Below are 16,561 nucleotides of genomic sequence, written 5' to 3'. Positions count from 1 at the left end.
GGTACCGGTCTGTCTTCCTATAATGAAAATGAAGCCCCGGTGATGAGGGCGCGACGTAAAGCAAACAGGGGGCAAGGGATGTTGCTGAATAAAATGTATGGTCGTCAGCTGTCAGCACTCAGTTTATGCCTGACAGTAGTAGTGGCTCCACTGTTTAACGCCCGGGCCGATGAGCCCGAACTGGTTCCTGTCGACAGCTCCGCCACTATGGGCGCGCAGCCTACGTCGCTGTCACAACCGCTGGATCAATCGCCAGCCACCGCCATCATGGCCGGGATTCGACCGCTGCCTGCCGATGTCAGCGCGGAACAACGCCGCGAACAGTTGCTGTCGACCCTGCCTGCGGGATACTCCCCGGTCTATCTCAACCAGCTTACGCTGCTGTATGCCGCCCGCGACATGAAACCTATGTGGGACGATCGCGAGGCCGTGCGGGCGTTCCAGCAACAGCTTGCTGAAGTCGCTATCGCCGGTTTCCAGCCGCAATTTACTGCCTGGGTGGAACTGCTGACCCAGCCTGCGATAACCGGAATGGCGCGGGACGTGATTCTGTCGGATGCCATGATGGGCTATCTGCAGTTTGTGGCGGGGATCCCGGTCAACGGTAACCGCTGGCTCTACAGCACCAAGCCGTACAAGATGGCAACACCGCCGCTGTCAGTGATAAACCAGTGGCAGCTGGCACTGGATAACGGGACGGTGCCACATTTCATTGCCGGTCTTGCGCCGACCCATCCGCAGTATGCGGTAATGCACGAATCACTGCTGGAACTGGTGGCCGATACGAAACCCTGGCCGCAGCTACGGAGCACCACCAAACTGAGTCCAGGGCAGTGGAGCAGCGACGTACCGGCCCTGCGTGAAATCCTGAAACGCTCCGGCGTGCTCGACGGTGGGCCTAAAATTGCTCTGCCGGGTGACGATTCGCAAAGCGTGGTGGTCAGCCCGTCCGCCCCGGCGCTCGAAAAGAAAACGAAGCCCGTCTCCAGCAAACCGGCTTCCTATGACCGCAGCCTTGTCGAGGCGGTAAAAGCCTTCCAGATCACTCAGGGGCTGGGTGCGGATGGCGTTATTGGCCAGGGCACCCGTGATGCGCTGAATCTCACTCCTGCCCAGCGTGCCGGGGTACTGGCGCTGAACATCCAGCGTCTGCGCCTGCTGCCGGGAACACTCTCTACCGGCATTATGGTGAATATCCCGGCCTTTTCACTGGTCTATTATCAGAACGGCAATGAGGTGCTGGCATCAAGAGTGATTGTCGGTCGCCCGGATCGTAAAACGCCGATGATGAGCAGCGCGCTGAATAACGTGGTGGTTAACCCGCCATGGAACGTGCCTCCGACGCTGGCGCGCAAAGATATTCTGCCGAAAGTGTGGAATGACCCGGGTTATCTTGAACGTCACAACTACACCGTGCTGCGAGGCTGGAACAGTAAAGAGGCCATCGATCCGTGGCGAGTAGACTGGGCGACCATTACCCCTGCGAATCTGCCATTCCGTTTCCAGCAGGCACCTGGGGCGCATAACTCGTTGGGGCGGTATAAATTCAATATGCCTAGCTCGGATGCCATCTATCTGCACGATACGCCTAACCACAACCTGTTCCAGAAAGACGTTCGTGCACTTAGCTCCGGTTGTGTACGTGTAAATAAGGCGTCTGAACTGGCTAACATGCTGTTACAGGATGCAGGCTGGAACGACACACGTATCTCCGACGCGCTGAAGCAGGGCGACACGCGTTATGTGAATATCCGCCAAAATATTCCGGTTAATCTGTACTATCTGACTGCCTTCGTGGGTAAGGACGGTCGAACCCAGTATCGTACAGATATTTACAATTACGATGAGATTGCCCGATCTAATACCCAAATCCTGACAAAGGCTGAACAATTGATCAGATAAATGAACAAGTTCGGAAAATTCTGCTGTTTTAAGTGGTGAAAAGATACGGGGCTTGCGGCTGCAAGCCCCGTATTTCCTGGTTTTGCTACCTTGACGCTGACAGGTTTGCCCGGTAAGGTGCCTTTCGTGCGCTGTATTGCATATATACGATAACACTGACCTGTAGACCTGATTATCATGGACAAATTCGACGCTAATCGCCGTAAGTTGCTGGCGTTAGGGGGCATTGCGCTGAGCGCTGCCATCTTACCGACGCCATCATTTGCCACGCTCTCCACCCCCAGACCTCGTATTTTGACGCTCAATAACCTGCATACAGGTGAGTCTATCAAAGCCGAGTTTTTTGACGGACGGGGCTATATTCAGGATGAATTAGCAAAGCTGAATCACTTTTTCCGTGATTTCCGCGCAAATAAGATTAAAGCCATCGATCCAGGATTATTCGATCAGCTTTACCGCCTGCAGGGCCTGCTGGGAACGCGCAAACCGGTCCAGCTGATCTCTGGTTACCGCTCCCTTGATACGAATAACGAATTACGCGCCCACAGCCGTGGGGTCGCTAAAAAAAGTTATCACACCAAAGGGCAGGCGATGGATTTTCATATTGAAGGCGTTTCGTTAGCCAATGTTCGCAAAGCTGCGTTATCTATGCGCGCAGGTGGTGTAGGATATTACCCACGTAGCAACTTTGTGCATATTGATACCGGGCCATTGCGGCACTGGTAATAACGAAATCAGGAGCAGTATGAACTATCGTATTATTCCGGTCACCGCGTTCTCCCAGAACTGTTCGCTTATCTGGTGTGAGCAAACCAAACTGGCAGCCCTGGTCGATCCCGGTGGTGATGCAGATAAAATCAAACAGGAAGTCGCAGCCGCTGGCGTGACCTTAATGCAGATTTTACTGACTCACGGTCACCTCGATCATGTGGGGGCTGCGGCCGAGCTGGCGCAACATTATGGTGTGCCGATCGTAGGCCCGGAAAAAGAAGATGAGTTCTGGCTGCAGGGCCTGCCGGCACAAAGCCGTATGTTCGGTCTGGATGAATGTCTGCCTTTTACGCCCGATCGCTGGCTGAATGAAGGTGAGCGCGTCAGCGTCGGTAATGTGACTTTACAGGTATTCCATTGCCCCGGACATACGCCAGGCCATATTGTCTTCTTTGATGACCAGTCGCGTCTGCTGATTTCCGGCGACGTGATCTTCAAAGGCGGAGTAGGGCGCAGCGATTTCCCCCGTGGCGATCACGGTCAGCTGATTCGCTCCATCAAAGAGAAGTTATTGCCGTTGGGCGATGATGTGACCTTTATTTCCGGCCACGGCCCGATGTCCACCCTGGGCTACGAACGGCTGCATAATCCGTTCCTCCAGGATGAACTGCCGGTCTGGTAACGAACAAATAAAAAAGCCTGCTCAAAGCAGGCTTTTTTTTGCCCGGTGGCGTTACGCTTACCGGGCCTGAATCATGTAGCCGGGCAACCGCAATGCCGCCCGGCTTAAAGCATTACAGCACCGCGACGATCGCTTCGCACAGTGGCGCCATGTTATCCGGCGTCATACCCGCCACGTTAACACGACCAGAAGCCACCGCGTACACGCCAAACTCTTCACGCAGACGCAGAACCTGATCTTTGGTCAGGCCGCTGAAGGAGAACATGCCGTTCTGCTTGATGATGAAGCTGAAGTCGCGATTCGCGCCTTTTTCCGCCAGGGTATTCACGAACAGCAGGCGCATGCGCTGAATACGCTGACGCATGTCGTTCAGCTCCTGTTCCCAGATAGCGCGCAGTGCGTCATTGCTGAGAATGGTTGCCACCACAGACGCACCGTGAGCCGGTGGGTTGGAGTAGTTGGCACGAATAACGGATTTCATCTGGCTGAACGCACGATCGACAGTCTGCTCATCGGCAGCGACCAGCGTACAGGCACCTACGCGCTCATTGTACAGACCGAAGTTCTTGGAATAGGAGCTGGCAACAATCAGCTCTTTATGCAGCGCAGCGAACGCGCGCAGGCCTTCGGCATCTTCTTCCAGGCCACGGGCAAAGCCCTGGTAGGCGAAGTCGAACAGCGGCAGCCAGCCTTTTTCGACGGACAGCTTCGCCAGCTGTTCCCACTGCTCAAGCGTAGGATCGATGCCGGTTGGGTTATGGCAGCAGCCATGGAACAGAACCACATCACCCGCCTGCGCTTCGCTCAGGCTGGCCAGCAGACCGTCAAAGTCGAGAGCGTGATTCGCCGCGTCGTAGTAAGCATATTCACGCACTTCCAGACCAGCAGAGTTGAAAACGCTCTTATGGTTCGGCCAGCTTGGATTGCTCACCCAGACCGTTTTTACGCTGGTATTTTTAGCGAGGAAATCCGCTGCCACGCGCAGGGCGCCAGTACCGCCAGGGGTCTGTGCGGTGCGGGCGCGTTTATCGTTGATAATCGCGTTGCCTTTGCCGAACAGCAGCTCCTGAGTGCAACGACCAAATTCCGGAATACCGTCGATGCCGAGGTAGTTTTTGGTATTTTCGTTTTCCAGCAGATACTGCTCAGCTTTTTTAACGCTGGTCAGTACCGGGGTCTTGCCGGTCTCATCTTTATAGACACCAATACCCAGGTTGATTTTTCCAGGGCGGTCATCGGCACGAAACAGATCGGCCAGGCCCAGAATTGGGTCGGCAGGGGCGGCGGTAATGTTCTCAAACATGACGAAGTTCCATTGTGGTTACGGAAGTGAAATCCGCTATCAGGTTAACGATAGTTCTACAAAATGCCAACCGTTTGCTACAAAAAGCGTGCGGCTTTTCAAAAGTCGCCATTTTTAGCTTTCAGGCATAAAAAAACAGGGCCGAAGCCCTGTTTTTTAGACATATAACAAAGTGGTGTACTGATTAGAACTGGTAAACGATACCAACACCCGCCTGGTCGTCGGTAGACAGGCCAGTTGCTTCAGTGTAGTTGTTGTCGTCCAGCAGGTTGAAGCGGTACGCAGCGTACACGTTCATGTTCTTGTTGAAGTAGTACCAGGTACCCACTTCTACGTATTTCACCAGGTCAGCATCGCCACCGCTGAAACCGTTACGAGCAGTCAGATCTTTACCTTTGGACTGTACGTAACCCACGGATGGACGCAGACCGAAGTCGAACTGGTACTGAACCACAGCTTCAACGTTCTGAGTTTTGTTCGCGAACTCGCCGTCGTTTTCACGGGTCATGTTCTGAGATTCGCCGTACATTACCGCTGCGTACAGGTTGTTTGCGTCATATTTCAGGGAGGTTGCCCAGCCTTCAGCACGTTCGCCTTTACCGTCTACACTCTGCGCAGTGGAGCGGTCAGAGTTAGAGTAGGCTGCGGTTACGTTGAAGCCTTCAGCGAAGTCATAACCCAGAGAGTAGCTGCCGCCGTCGCCGTTCTGACGGCTGGTGGTGTGACCAGATTCGTTTTTGCCCTGGTACTGCAGACCCAGCGCCAGGCCGTCAACCAGACCGAAGAAGTCAGAGTTACGGTAGGTCGCCAGACCAGTGCTACGGCCGGTCATGAAGTTATCGGTTGCAGCCACGGAGTCGCCGCCCCAGATAACGAACATATCGGTAGAAGCCAGCGCATCGTAGAACACGCCGTAGTTACGACCGTAATCGAATGAACCGTATTCACCGGCTTTCAGGCCTGCGAATGCCAGACGGGTTTTAGTACCCTGGGCGCCTTCCTGAGAGGAAGCGTCCATGTTGTATTCCCACTGACCGTAACCAGCCAGCTGGTCATTAATCTGAGTTTCACCTTTAAAGCCGATACGCGCATAGGTGGTGTCACCGTTATTAGAATCACCGTTAGTGGTCCAGATGTGCTCACCTACTGCTTTACCGTAGAAGTCCAGCTTGTTAGCGTTTTTGTTATAGATTTCTGCTGCGTTAGCTGCACCGGCTGCCAGCAGGGCAGGGATAACCACTGCCAGGATATTGCGCTTCATCATTATTTATTACCCTCATTGGTTTTTTTATGACACTCGCCACTGCCGTCAATAAATTCTGTCAATAAATATTTCCGGAACTATTGATGAGAGTTTGGTGTCTTTATGTGTCTGACAGGCATCTTTCCATTCAAATCCACGTTTCGCTAGCCTGAATGTGCTACAAACCTAAAGAATCGGTTACAATAAGAAAATATGTGTAACAAAAGATGTATTTTGAGGAACTTTGTGAAGCATCTCAAAGTTCAGAGTTGAATGGTCAAAATTAAAGCTCGACTAATTCTATCTATATGAATTGCTTATCTTAATTTCAGCTAACGACTTTTTTTATGATCCGAAGCATTAGCACACTATTTTTCTTATCGTTGAAGATGGACATCTGGATAGCCATATTTTTGTACGAAAAATGTGCTAACGCTTGAGGTAAGTATTAGGCGCAATAAGACTGTGGTTTATTTTGTGTGCAAAGATATTTCATGGAAATAAAGCGTAACAGTGGAGAGGATTTTGCGGGGTTGCGCTTTAAGGATAATGACTTTCAACTGACAAAATTTGACAGTACAGAATAAAATAATGGCCAGCAGAGGCTGGCCATTGAGTGTTACTGAATCAGAAGGTGGCGTTGCGCGGGGTACGCGGGAAAGGAATAACGTCACGCACGTTCTGAACACCGGTCACGTAAGCGATCAGACGCTCGAAGCCGAGACCGAAACCGGAGTGCGGTACGGTGCCGTAACGGCGTAAATCGCGATACCACCAGTAGTCCTCTTTATTGAGGCCCATCTCAGCCATACGCGCATCCAGCACATCCAGACGCTCTTCACGCTGAGAACCACCGATAATTTCACCGATGCCCGGGGCAAGTACGTCCATCGCGGCAACGGTTTTACCGTCTTCGTTAAGGCGCATATAGAACGCCTTAATGTCTTTCGGATAGTTTTTCACGACCACCGGGGCTTTGAAGTGTTTCTCGGCCAGGTAGCGTTCGTGCTCGGAGGAGAGGTCAACACCCCAGTAAACCGGGTTCTCAAATTTCTGACCGCAATTTTCGAGGATCGTCACCGCATCGGTGTAATCGACCTGCGCAAAATCAGCAGAGACGAAACGCTCCAGACGGGAGATTGCATCGCTGTCGACGCGCTCGGCGAAGAATTTCATGTCGTCAGCGCGCTCGGTGAGCACCGCGTTAAAGACATATTTCAGCATCGCTTCCGCGAGGCCAGCTACGTCATCGAGGTTGGCGAAGGCCACTTCCGGTTCCAGCATCCAGAATTCCGCCAGGTGACGGCTGGTGTTGGAGTTCTCGGCACGGAAGGTTGGGCCGAAGGTGTAGATTTTGGACAGTGCGCAGGCGTAGGTTTCGCCGTTCAGCTGGCCAGATACGGTCAGGAAGGACTCTTTGCCAAAGAAATCTTTGTCGTAGTCCACTTTGCCTTCCGGCGTGCGCGGCAGGTTTTCCATGTCCAGCGTGGAGACGCGGAACATCTCGCCAGCGCCTTCGGTGTCGGAGGCGGTAATCAGCGGGGTGGAGACCCAGAAGTAGCCCTGCTCGTCAAAGAAACGGTGCAGCGCCTGCGCCAGAGTGTGACGCACACGGGCCACGGCACCAATCATGTTGGTACGCGGACGCAGGTGAGCCACTTCACGCAGATATTCAATGCTGTGGCGTTTTGCCGCCATCGGATAAGTATCCGGATCTTCAACCCAGCCGGTCACTTCAATTGAAGTGGCCTGCAGTTCAAAGCTCTGACCCTGGCCCTGAGAGGCCACGATCTTACCGGTGACAACCACGGAACAGCCGGTGGTCAGACGCAGCACTTCCTGATTGTAATTGGGCAGAGAATTATTAATAACGGCCTGTACAGGATCAAAGCAGGAACCGTCATAAACGGCGAGGAATGAAAAGCCAGCTTTTGAATCTCGGCGGGTACGCACCCATCCGCGCACGGTGACTTCGCTGTCAACGGCTACGCGGCCCTGGAGTACGTCGGCTACAGGCACAACGCTCATAATAATCTCTCTATGTAGTCCAAAAATAAAATCTGTATCCCCTTCAATGGGGGGATATCTATGTTACCTGGCATCCGCCATCAGACAAGCAGATTTCGCTCTGATAAGAAAAGAAATAAGAAATAAATGAGAAAGGGAGCCGGGCAGACTCCCTGAATGGATCAACTGGCGATTTTTATCTGTGGCAGGTCGAACGCTTTACGCAGTGCGCGTACAAAAGCTTTGTCATGGCAAATAGTTTTGCCCGGGCTGTCGGAGAGTTTCGCCACCGGCTTGCCGTTACATTCCACCAGTTTAATGACGATATTCAGCGGTTTTACCTGGGGAATATCGCAGGTCAACCGGGTGCCGATGCCAAAGGCCAGGTTTACGCGTGAAGAGAAGTGCCGGTACAAGCCTACCGCTTTTGGCAGGTCGAGATTATCGGAGAAGACCAGCACTTTGCTCATCGGATCGATGCCTAACTTTTGATAATGGGCGATGGCTTTCTCGCCCCACTCCTGCGGATCCCCTGAGTCATGGCGCAGCCCCTGATAGGCGGTGGCGAACTCCGGGCCGAAATCACGCAGGAAGGCATCCATAGTAATACAGTCGGTTAAGGCGATGCCGAGCTGGTCCGGGTATTCTTCAAGCCAGGCCGCCAGCGCCGCACGCTGGCTGGTGGCCAGTTCCGGGCTGATCTGCTGATGCGCCTGGAACCACTCATGCGCCTGGGTGCCCATTGGGGTCAGGTTCAGGCGGCGGGCCAGATCGTAATTACTGGTGCCGACAAACCACGGCTCCTGCTGCAGCCGCTCGACGATGGCCTGCTGCACCTCGCGGGAGAAACGACGGCGGGTGCCAAAATCCATCAGCCGGAAACGCGACATATCCAGCGAGTCGGTCAGTTGGGCAAAATCAACCAGCTTGTGTTCCAGGGTATCCAGCGCTTGATCAACGCTGACCTCCGGGGAACGGAAGTGGTGTACCAGCTCGCTGATCACCGCCAGCAGCGGCACTTCCCACATGATCACTTCGCGCCACGGGCCTTCCAGGCGAATATGCAGCTTGCCGTTATCATTGCTGATCTGAACCTGGGCCGGGTCATAGCGGAAATTCCGCAGCCATTGCAGGTAGTCTTCTTTAAAGAAAGGCAGGCCGGAAAGCCACTGGAATTCCTCGTCCCGCAGACGAAGATGTTGCATAGCGTCGACTTGCTCACGAATGGCATCAGCATAGATCCCAAGCAAATCATCACCACGGCAGCGGAACTCAGCCGCGACCTGTACGTCGTGGTAGTGGTGAAAAACGGCTTGCTGCATATGCAATTTATACGCGTCGGTATCCAGCAGCGTATGCAGAACAGGTGAAGCGAATCGAGTCATAGGTGCGCAGTAGCATCCTCTCACGGGAGCGTTTAGTACAATAAACGACTAATGAAACCGCTGGAGTATACCTTGTTTAGCGATTTATTGAACCCCGATCACACCATAAGCCTGGACCAGGGTCGAGAGCATTTCGTGCCGCATGTTATTAAAATGTAGCAAATAGAGTGTTTGTGACTGAAAAGATGAACATTCTGCATAGCGCGATTTACACAACAGGAATAGACTGACTCGTTATTCGACAAACGATGCAAAAGGTTTTCTATGACACAACAGCCTCAAGCCAAATACCGCCACGACTACCGTGCGCCGGATTACCTGATTAGCGATATCGATCTGACTTTTGACCTGGATGCCACTAAAACCGTTGTCACGGCGGTAAGCCAGGTGACACGCCATAACGCCACGGCAGTGCCGCTGCGTCTTGATGGCGAAGATCTGACCCTGGTGTCGATACACGTAAACGACACCGCATGGACTGACTATAAAGAAGAAAACAACCAGCTGGTGCTCGATAATCTGCCGGAGCGCTTTACATTACGCATCGTTAACGAAATCAGTCCGGCGTCCAACACCGCGCTTGAGGGGTTATACCAGTCGGGCGTCGCGCTCTGTACCCAATGTGAAGCCGAAGGTTTCCGTCACATTACCTGGTATCTCGACCGCCCGGATGTGCTGGCCCGCTTCACCACTAAAATCATCGCCGATAAAGCTACCTATCCGTTCCTGCTCTCCAACGGCAACCGCGTGGGCGAGGGCGAGCTGGAAAACGGCCGTCATTGGGTGCAGTGGCAGGATCCCTTCCCAAAACCGTGCTACCTGTTTGCGCTGGTAGCGGGTGATTTTGATGTCCTGCGTGACACCTTCACTACCCGTTCTGGCCGTGAAGTGGCGCTGGAGCTGTTTGTCGATCGCGGCAATCTCGACCGTGCGCCATGGGCGATGACCTCCCTCATCAACTCCATGAAGTGGGACGAAGAGCGTTTCGGCCTCGAATATGACCTCGACATCTACATGATCGTCGCCGTCGATTTCTTCAATATGGGCGCGATGGAGAACAAAGGCCTTAACGTCTTTAACTCCAAATATGTGCTGGCGCGTACCGATACTGCCACCGATAAAGACTACCTTGATATCGAGCGCGTCATCGGCCACGAATATTTCCATAACTGGACCGGCAACCGCGTCACCTGTCGCGACTGGTTCCAGCTAAGCCTGAAAGAGGGCTTAACTGTTTTCCGCGATCAGGAGTTCAGCTCTGACCTCGGCTCGCGCGCAGTAAACCGCATCAATAACGTGCGCACCATGCGCGGCCTGCAGTTTGCGGAAGATGCCAGCCCGATGGCGCACCCGATCCGCCCGGATAAAGTGATCGAGATGAACAACTTCTACACCCTGACGGTGTATGAGAAAGGTTCTGAAATCATCCGCATGATCCACACTCTGCTGGGTGAAGCGAATTTCCAGAAAGGGATGCAGCTCTATTTCGAGCGCCACGACGGCAGCGCCGCCACCTGCGACGATTTCGTACAGGCGATGGAAGATGCTTCTAATGTCGATCTGTCCCACTTCCGCCGCTGGTACAGCCAGGCCGGTACGCCGATTGTGACCGTCAAAGACGACTACAACCCGGAAACCGAGCAGTACACCCTGACCATCAGCCAGCGCACACCGCCGACGGCTGAGCAGGAAGAGAAGTACCCGCTGCATATTCCGTTCGCCATCGAGCTGTATGACAACGAAGGCAAGGTGATCCCGCTGCAAAAAGGCGGTCATCCGGTGCATAACGTGCTGAACGTGACTCAGGCCGAGCAGACCTTCGTGTTTGATAACGTCTACTTCCAGCCGGTGCCTGCGCTGCTGTGCGAATTCTCCGCGCCGGTCAAGCTGGAGTACAAGTGGAGCGATCAGCAGCTGACCTTCCTGATGCGTCACGCGCGCAATGACTTCTCCCGCTGGGATGCTGCGCAGAGTCTGCTGGCAACCTACATCAAGCTCAACGTGAACCGTCATCAGCAGGGCCAGCCGCTGTCTCTGCCCGTCCATGTTGCGGATGCGTTCCGTGCGATCCTGCTGGATGAGAAGATCGACCCGGCGTTGGCGGCTGAAATTCTGACCCTGCCGTCTGCAACGGAAATCGCCGAGCTGTTTGAGATTATCGACCCGATTGCGATTGTGGCCGTGCGTGAAGCTCTGACCCGTACTCTGGCGACCGAGTTGGCGGATGAGTTCCTCGCCATTTACAACCTCCACAAGCTGGATGCGTACCGCGTTGAGCATGCCGATATCGGCAAGCGCGCGCTGCGTAATACCTGCCTGCGCTATCTGGCGTTTGGCGAGACGGCGCTCGCCAACGAATTGGTCAGCCAGCAGTACCACACGGCCGACAACATGACCGACGCACTGGCCGCACTGGCCGCTAGCGTAGCCGCAGAACTGCCGTGCCGTGATGCCCTGATGCAGGCGTATGACGACAAATGGCATCAGGATGGTCTGGTGATGGACAAGTGGTTCATTCTGCAGTCCACCAGCCCGGCAGCGGACGTGGTGAACAAGGTGCGCAGCCTGCTCAACCACCGCTCATTCACCCTGAGCAACCCGAACCGCGTCCGTTCCCTGATTGGCGCCTTCGCCAGCAGCAACCCGGCCGCTTTCCATGCGGAAGATGGCAGCGGCTACCAGTTTATGGTGGAGATGCTGACAGAGCTTAACAGCCGTAACCCACAGGTGGCGTCGCGTCTGATTGAGCCGCTGATCCGTCTGAAACGCTACGATGAGCAACGTCAGGCGAAGATGCGTGCCGCACTGGAGCAGTTGAAAGGGCTGGAGAATCTGTCCGGGGATCTGTACGAGAAGATCAGTAAAGCGCTGGCCTGACAGTAAACGTCCGGCGGTAAGCTAAAAGCAAAACGGCAACCTCGGTTGCCGTTTTTAATCTCTGCACGTTATCCGTGTGGATAAGCGCATCAGGCATTGGCCGTCGCTAAATGACGCTCCGTCACCCCACGCGTCATCACCCGCTCCAACACCTCTGCTTCCAGCTCCGCCAGCCGCGCTGAACCTATCCGGCGAGGGCGTGGAAGGTCTACAGTCAGATCCAGCCCTATCCTGCCATCCTCAATCAGCAACACCCGGTCGGCCATGGCTACGGCTTCGCTCACATCGTGAGTGACCAGCAGCACCGTAAAGCCATGCTCCTGCCATAACGAGACGATAAGATCCTGCATCTCGATCCGCGTCAGCGCATCCAGCGCCCCCAGCGGTTCATCCAGCAGCAACAGCCCCGGGCGATGGATCAACGCTCTGGCCAGCGCCACGCGCTGTTTTTGCCCACCGGAAAGGGCAGCAGGCCACTCACTTGCGCGATTGTCCAGCCCGACGGCGGCCAGGGCCTGCAACGCCTGCGCTTTCCAGTTACCCTTCAGCCCCAGCCCGACGTTATCTATCACCGTTTTCCACGGCAACAGACGCGCGTCCTGAAACATCATGCGGGTATCTTCCTGGATCTCTGCCAGCGGGGTGTTCCCGGCCAGCAGTTTACCGCCGTCTGGCGCTTCCAGCCCGGCCAGCAGGCGCAGCAGGGTGCTTTTACCGCCACCGCTGCGGCCCACGACCGCCACGAATTGCCCGGCCGGGATATGCAGTTCCAGCTCGTTCAGAATGGTGTTTTCGCCGTAGCGTTTGGTGACGCCGTTGAGCAGCAGCGGCGTACCCTGGTTTAAGCGAGCCGTATTCATGCGTGTGCCTCCTTAATCGCGTAGGCCGGATGCCAGCGCAGCCAGCGGCGTTCAAGCCACTGGGCGCTCACATCCGCCAGTTTGCCGAGCAGGGCGTAAAGAACAATGGCGACCACCACCACGTCGGTCTGCAGGAATTCTCGGGCGTTCATTGCCAGGTAACCAATACCGGAGTTAGCGGAGATGGTTTCCGCCACGATGAGCGTGAGCCACATCAGGCCGAGGGCGAAGCGCACGCCAACCATGATCGAGGGCAGGGCGCCCGGCAGGATGACATGGATAAACAGAGCCAAGCCGGACAAACCGTAGCTACGCGCCATCTCCACCAGCCCGCGGTCAATATTACGAATGCCGTGCCAGGTGTTGATGTAGATCGGGAACAGGGTGCCGAGGGCGACGAGGAAAATTTTCGCCGACTCATCGATACCAAACCACAGGATCACCAGCGGGATCAGCGCCAGATGCGGCACGTTGCGCAGCATCTGGATGGAAGTATCCAGCAGACGCTCGCCCCAGCGGGACAGGCCGCTGATCAGACCCAGCGTCAGGCCAATCGATCCACCGATTGAAAAACCAATGACCGCACGCCAGGAGCTGATCGCCAGATGCTGCCACAGCTCACCGCTGGCACTCAGCGACCAGAACGCCGCCACAACGCCCTCCGGGGAGGGCAGTATGCGGCTCGACAGCCAACCCACGGAGGAGGCCAACTGCCAGATCAGGACAATCCCCACAGGGAGCAGCCAGGGCGCAATGCGCAGCAGCCATTTTCGGGAAGGGTTAGCCATGCGATCTCCTTAACTCTGGGCGACTTTACGCGGGATAAATTCATTCGCGATTGCCTCACCCTGATGCAACAGGGGCTGCGGCTGCGGGATCTGAGGAATGGCAACATCCAGATGCGGGAACAGCAGCTCGCCCACCTTGTAAGCCTCTTCCAGATGTGGATAACCGGAAAGAATAAAGCTGTCGATACCGAGTCCGGCATATTCATTAATCCGCGCCGCGACGGTCGGGCCATCACCCACTAACGCCGTGCCCGCACCGCCGCGCACCAGCCCCACGCCCGCCCACAGGTTCGGGCTGATCTCCAGATTCTCTCGCTTGCCGTTGTGCAGAGAGGCCATCCGGTGTTGCCCCACGGAATCGGTACGGGCCAGGGCGGCCTGGGCTTTGGCAATGGTGGCGTCGTCCAGATGGGCGATCAGGCGGTCAGCGGCCTGCCACGCCTCTTCAGTGGTTTCACGCACAATCACGTGCAGACGGATCCCGAAGCGCACCTGACGACCGCGGGCCGCCGCTTTGGCACGCACCTGCTCAATCTTCTCTTTAACCAGTTCCGGCGGCTCGCCCCAGGTGAGGTAGAGGTCTACCTGCTCGGCGGCCAGGTCCTGGGCGACGTCCGATGAACCGCCAAAATAGAGTGGCGGACGCGGCTGCTGGATCGGCGGGAAGAAGAGTTTCGCATCGCGAACATGAATGTGTTTGCCCTCGAAGGTCACGTTCTCACCTTCCAGCAGACGACGCCAGACGTGGGTAAATTCAGCGGAGGCTTCATAGCGCGCGGTGTGATCGAGGAAAACACCGTCTCCCGCCAGCTCCTGCGGATCGCTACCGGTGACCAGGTTAAACAGCGCCCGTCCGTTCGACAGGCGATCCAGGGTCGCAGCCTGGCGGGCGGCCACCGTCGGAGAGGTCACGCTCGGACGCAGGGCCACCAGAAACTTCAGGCGTTGTGTCACCGGGATCATCGATGCCGCCACCAGCCATGCATCTTCGCAGGAGCGGCCGGTCGGGATCAGCACCCCGGTAAAGCCAATCCGATCTGCCGCCTGGGCTATCTGCTGAAGATAAGCATGATCCACCGGGCGTGCGCCTTCGTCGGTGCCAAGATAATGACCATCCCCGTGGGTAGGTAAAAACCAGAACAGATTCAGACTCATGACTTATCTCCTTTCAGCGCTGTGGGGTGCCAGATACGGTCGCGAATATCAATTTTTTTCGGGACCAGGCGATTGTCGTAGAAAAGATCAGCGGTTTGCTGCTGTAACACGGCGGTATTGGCATCCACCGGTTTGATGACGGTAGGCGGGCGGTGATCCAGATAGGTGGCAATCACCGGCTCCGGGAGACCCATCGTTTTTGCCAGCAGGGCGATACTGGCCTGACGTTGACTCTGAGTCAGGGCATCCGCCTCGCTAAAGGTATTCAGGACGCCCTGAACAAATTCACCGTTTTTCTCGGCATAAGGGCGAGCGGCAAGGTAGAAGGAACCGGTCTGTTTCAGGGTTTCGCCATCTTTAAGCACCCTCACGCCACCCTGCAACAGGGCTGCGGAGTAGTAGGGATCCCAGATGGCCCAGGCATCCACGTTGTTTTGCTGGAAGGCGGCGCGCGCATCCGCCGGTGACAGATAAACCGGCTGAATATCTTTAAACGTCAGTCCTGCCTGCTGTAGGGCGCGCAATAAAAGATTGTGTGAGCTGGAGCCTTTCTGAAAAGCGACTTTATGACCTTTAAGGTCTGCGACGGTTTTAATCGGGCTGTTTTCAGGAACCAGGATCACTTCGGCTTTCGGTTTGGGCGGCTCCACGCCAACGTAGACCAGATCTGCACCGGCGGCCTGAGCGAAGATGGGCGGGATATCGCCGGTGCTGCCGAGATCGATACTGCCGACGTTCAACGCCTCCAGCATCTGCGGGCCTGCCGGAAACTCCACCCAGGAGAATCTGGTGTCCGGGTAGCGTTTTTCCAGCAGCTGGTGGCTTTTCGCCAGCACCATGCTGACGCTGCCTTTCTGGTAGCCGATACGCAGGCTATCCGGGGCAGGCGCGGCAGCGTGCGCTAGGGCAGAGAGGGCCAGCAGCCCTGCGAGGCCGGTACGGACCAGGGATTTAAACATGGGCGACTCCTTTCTGAAGACCAAAAGCAGGAACCTGGACGTCGCGGCGGTGCAACGCCTGCCAGAACGTCTCCAGCGCGCTGTCGAGACGGGTCTGTAAATTCGGGGTAAAGTGCGGCTTGTGCTGGTAATCGATCATCTGCGAATCATCGGCAAACACGCCATGCAGTATCTCCTGAGCTTTCAGGGCGCTGAGGACGGGCTTCAGGGCATAATCTACCGCCAGCAGGTGGGCGACGGTGCCGCCAGTCGCCAGGGGCAGGACAATTTTGCCTTCCAGCGCGCGCTCCGGCAGCAGGTCGAGCAGGGTTTTCAGGGCACCAGAAAACGAGGCCTTATAGACCGGCGTTGCGACGATCAGCCCGTCGGCATCTTTAAGCTGCTCATTCAGGGTTTTTAGCGCCGGGCTGTCGAAACGCGCATAAAGAAGATCTTCCGGGGCAAAGTTATGCAGATTCCAGTGGAACACTTCAACATCCAGCGAAGTGAGTTGCTCCCGGGCGTACTCCAGCAGCGCGCTGGAGCGGGAAGGGAATCGCGGACTGCCAGCCAACGTAATGACGCGCATAAATGCTCCTTATAACCAATTGTTTGCTTTTATCTAACATTGATAACATTTGTTGGCAGTGTGGCATTGCTGACTTATTCCACTAAATGATTTATCTGCAGAATAAATGCCAAAAAATGAA

At 55.5% G+C, this 16,561-nt stretch carries 13 protein-coding genes; 4 read left to right on the top strand and 9 right to left on the bottom strand.

From position 1 onward, the window contains the following. The first annotated feature begins 78 nt into the window (after positions 1 to 78). From ldtD to ABIE02_RS03655, 3 genes are all read left to right on the top strand, one after another. On the top strand, positions 79 to 1,902 hold the full coding sequence (ldtD, locus tag ABIE02_RS03665; RefSeq protein ID WP_270735880.1) for a L,D-transpeptidase: 1,824 nt from the start codon (positions 79 to 81) through the stop codon (positions 1,900 to 1,902). 177 nt (positions 1,903 to 2,079) lie between these two features. Then, positions 2,080 to 2,628 carry a YcbK family protein gene (locus ABIE02_RS03660; protein ID WP_059308360.1) on the top strand — a complete coding sequence of 183 codons (549 nt, stop codon included), beginning with the start codon at positions 2,080 to 2,082 and terminating at the stop codon, positions 2,626 to 2,628. Between the two features lie 19 nt (positions 2,629 to 2,647). Further along, the gene (locus ABIE02_RS03655) at positions 2,648 to 3,295 is read left to right on the top strand and encodes an MBL fold metallo-hydrolase (RefSeq protein WP_032617375.1); all 648 of its coding nucleotides are present in this window, start codon (positions 2,648 to 2,650) and stop codon (positions 3,293 to 3,295) included. 112 nt (positions 3,296 to 3,407) lie between these two features. Here the strand turns inward: ABIE02_RS03655 and aspC are convergent, their stop codons facing one another. The 4 genes from aspC to pncB all read right to left on the bottom strand — a co-directional run bounded on the left by aspC (position 3,408) and on the right by pncB (position 9,233). Beyond that, entirely contained in the window at positions 3,408 to 4,598 is a 1,191-nt protein-coding gene (aspC, locus tag ABIE02_RS03650; RefSeq protein ID WP_032617376.1) for an aspartate transaminase, read from the bottom strand. 184 nt (positions 4,599 to 4,782) lie between these two features. Continuing rightward, entirely contained in the window at positions 4,783 to 5,862 is a 1,080-nt protein-coding gene (locus ABIE02_RS03645; protein ID WP_077227791.1) for a porin, read from the bottom strand. Between the two features lie 606 nt (positions 5,863 to 6,468). Further along, complete coding sequence (asnS, locus tag ABIE02_RS03640) at positions 6,469 to 7,869, bottom strand: asparagine--tRNA ligase (protein ID WP_059308356.1); 1,401 nt, start codon at positions 7,867 to 7,869, stop codon at positions 6,469 to 6,471. Positions 7,870 to 8,030: 161 nt separating this feature from the next. Continuing rightward, a complete protein-coding gene (gene pncB, locus ABIE02_RS03635; RefSeq protein ID WP_032617379.1) occupies positions 8,031 to 9,233 on the bottom strand; it encodes a nicotinate phosphoribosyltransferase in 1,203 nt (400 codons plus the stop codon). A gap of 264 nt (positions 9,234 to 9,497) precedes the next feature. Here pncB and pepN point away from each other — a divergent pair, with 264 nt between their 5' ends. Further along, on the top strand, positions 9,498 to 12,110 hold the full coding sequence (gene pepN, locus ABIE02_RS03630) for an aminopeptidase N (RefSeq protein WP_059308355.1): 2,613 nt from the start codon (positions 9,498 to 9,500) through the stop codon (positions 12,108 to 12,110). A gap of 89 nt (positions 12,111 to 12,199) precedes the next feature. Here pepN and ssuB read toward each other — a convergent pair whose 3' ends face one another. The 5 genes from ssuB to ssuE are packed head-to-tail and all read right to left on the bottom strand — an operon-like array spanning position 12,200 to position 16,440. Next, positions 12,200 to 12,970 carry an aliphatic sulfonates ABC transporter ATP-binding protein gene (ssuB, locus tag ABIE02_RS03625; protein WP_336995028.1) on the bottom strand — a complete coding sequence of 257 codons (771 nt, stop codon included), beginning with the start codon at positions 12,968 to 12,970 and terminating at the stop codon, positions 12,200 to 12,202. After that, on the bottom strand, positions 12,967 to 13,758 hold the full coding sequence (gene ssuC, locus ABIE02_RS03620) for an aliphatic sulfonate ABC transporter permease SsuC (RefSeq protein ID WP_336995029.1): 792 nt from the start codon (positions 13,756 to 13,758) through the stop codon (positions 12,967 to 12,969). Before ssuC ends, ssuB begins: the two co-directional genes overlap by 4 nt. Positions 13,759 to 13,767: 9 nt before the next feature. Further along, positions 13,768 to 14,913, bottom strand: a complete 1,146-nt coding sequence (gene ssuD / locus ABIE02_RS03615; protein ID WP_336995030.1) for an FMNH2-dependent alkanesulfonate monooxygenase — start codon at positions 14,911 to 14,913, stop codon at positions 13,768 to 13,770. Then, complete coding sequence (locus tag ABIE02_RS03610) at positions 14,910 to 15,872, bottom strand: sulfonate ABC transporter substrate-binding protein (protein WP_059308352.1); 963 nt, start codon at positions 15,870 to 15,872, stop codon at positions 14,910 to 14,912. Before ABIE02_RS03610 ends, ssuD begins: the two co-directional genes overlap by 4 nt. Continuing rightward, positions 15,865 to 16,440 carry an NADPH-dependent FMN reductase gene (ssuE, locus tag ABIE02_RS03605; RefSeq protein ID WP_336995031.1) on the bottom strand — a complete coding sequence of 192 codons (576 nt, stop codon included), beginning with the start codon at positions 16,438 to 16,440 and terminating at the stop codon, positions 15,865 to 15,867. Before ssuE ends, ABIE02_RS03610 begins: the two co-directional genes overlap by 8 nt. Positions 16,441 to 16,561: the final 121 nt, after the last annotated feature.

It is taken from the genome of Leclercia sp. 1548 (assembly GCF_050435045.1).
GTDB lineage: Bacteria > Pseudomonadota > Gammaproteobacteria > Enterobacterales > Enterobacteriaceae > Enterobacter > Enterobacter adecarboxylatus.
Note: the sequence above shows the minus strand (reverse complement) of the source record. Positions and strands in the feature narration are given on the sequence as shown.

Excerpts from the sequence above, each read along its gene's own strand:
- ABIE02_RS03655 (WP_032617375.1), top strand. The coding sequence starts at position 2,648 with ATGAACTATCGTATTATTCCGGTCACCGCGTTCTCCCAGAACTGTTCG.
- ABIE02_RS03610 (WP_059308352.1), bottom strand. The coding sequence starts at position 15,872 with ATGTTTAAATCCCTGGTCCGTACCGGCCTCGCAGGGCTGCTGGCCCTC.
- ldtD (WP_270735880.1), top strand. The coding sequence starts at position 79 with ATGTTGCTGAATAAAATGTATGGTCGTCAGCTGTCAGCACTCAGTTTA.
- ssuB (WP_336995028.1), bottom strand. The coding sequence starts at position 12,970 with ATGAATACGGCTCGCTTAAACCAGGGTACGCCGCTGCTGCTCAACGGC.
- pncB (WP_032617379.1), bottom strand. The coding sequence starts at position 9,233 with ATGACTCGATTCGCTTCACCTGTTCTGCATACGCTGCTGGATACCGAC.
- pepN (WP_059308355.1), top strand. The coding sequence starts at position 9,498 with ATGACACAACAGCCTCAAGCCAAATACCGCCACGACTACCGTGCGCCG.
- ssuE (WP_336995031.1), bottom strand. The coding sequence starts at position 16,440 with ATGCGCGTCATTACGTTGGCTGGCAGTCCGCGATTCCCTTCCCGCTCC.
- ssuD (WP_336995030.1), bottom strand. The coding sequence starts at position 14,913 with ATGAGTCTGAATCTGTTCTGGTTTTTACCTACCCACGGGGATGGTCAT.
- ABIE02_RS03645 (WP_077227791.1), bottom strand. The coding sequence starts at position 5,862 with ATGATGAAGCGCAATATCCTGGCAGTGGTTATCCCTGCCCTGCTGGCA.
- ssuC (WP_336995029.1), bottom strand. The coding sequence starts at position 13,758 with ATGGCTAACCCTTCCCGAAAATGGCTGCTGCGCATTGCGCCCTGGCTG.
- ABIE02_RS03660 (WP_059308360.1), top strand. The coding sequence starts at position 2,080 with ATGGACAAATTCGACGCTAATCGCCGTAAGTTGCTGGCGTTAGGGGGC.
- asnS (WP_059308356.1), bottom strand. The coding sequence starts at position 7,869 with ATGAGCGTTGTGCCTGTAGCCGACGTACTCCAGGGCCGCGTAGCCGTT.
- aspC (WP_032617376.1), bottom strand. The coding sequence starts at position 4,598 with ATGTTTGAGAACATTACCGCCGCCCCTGCCGACCCAATTCTGGGCCTG.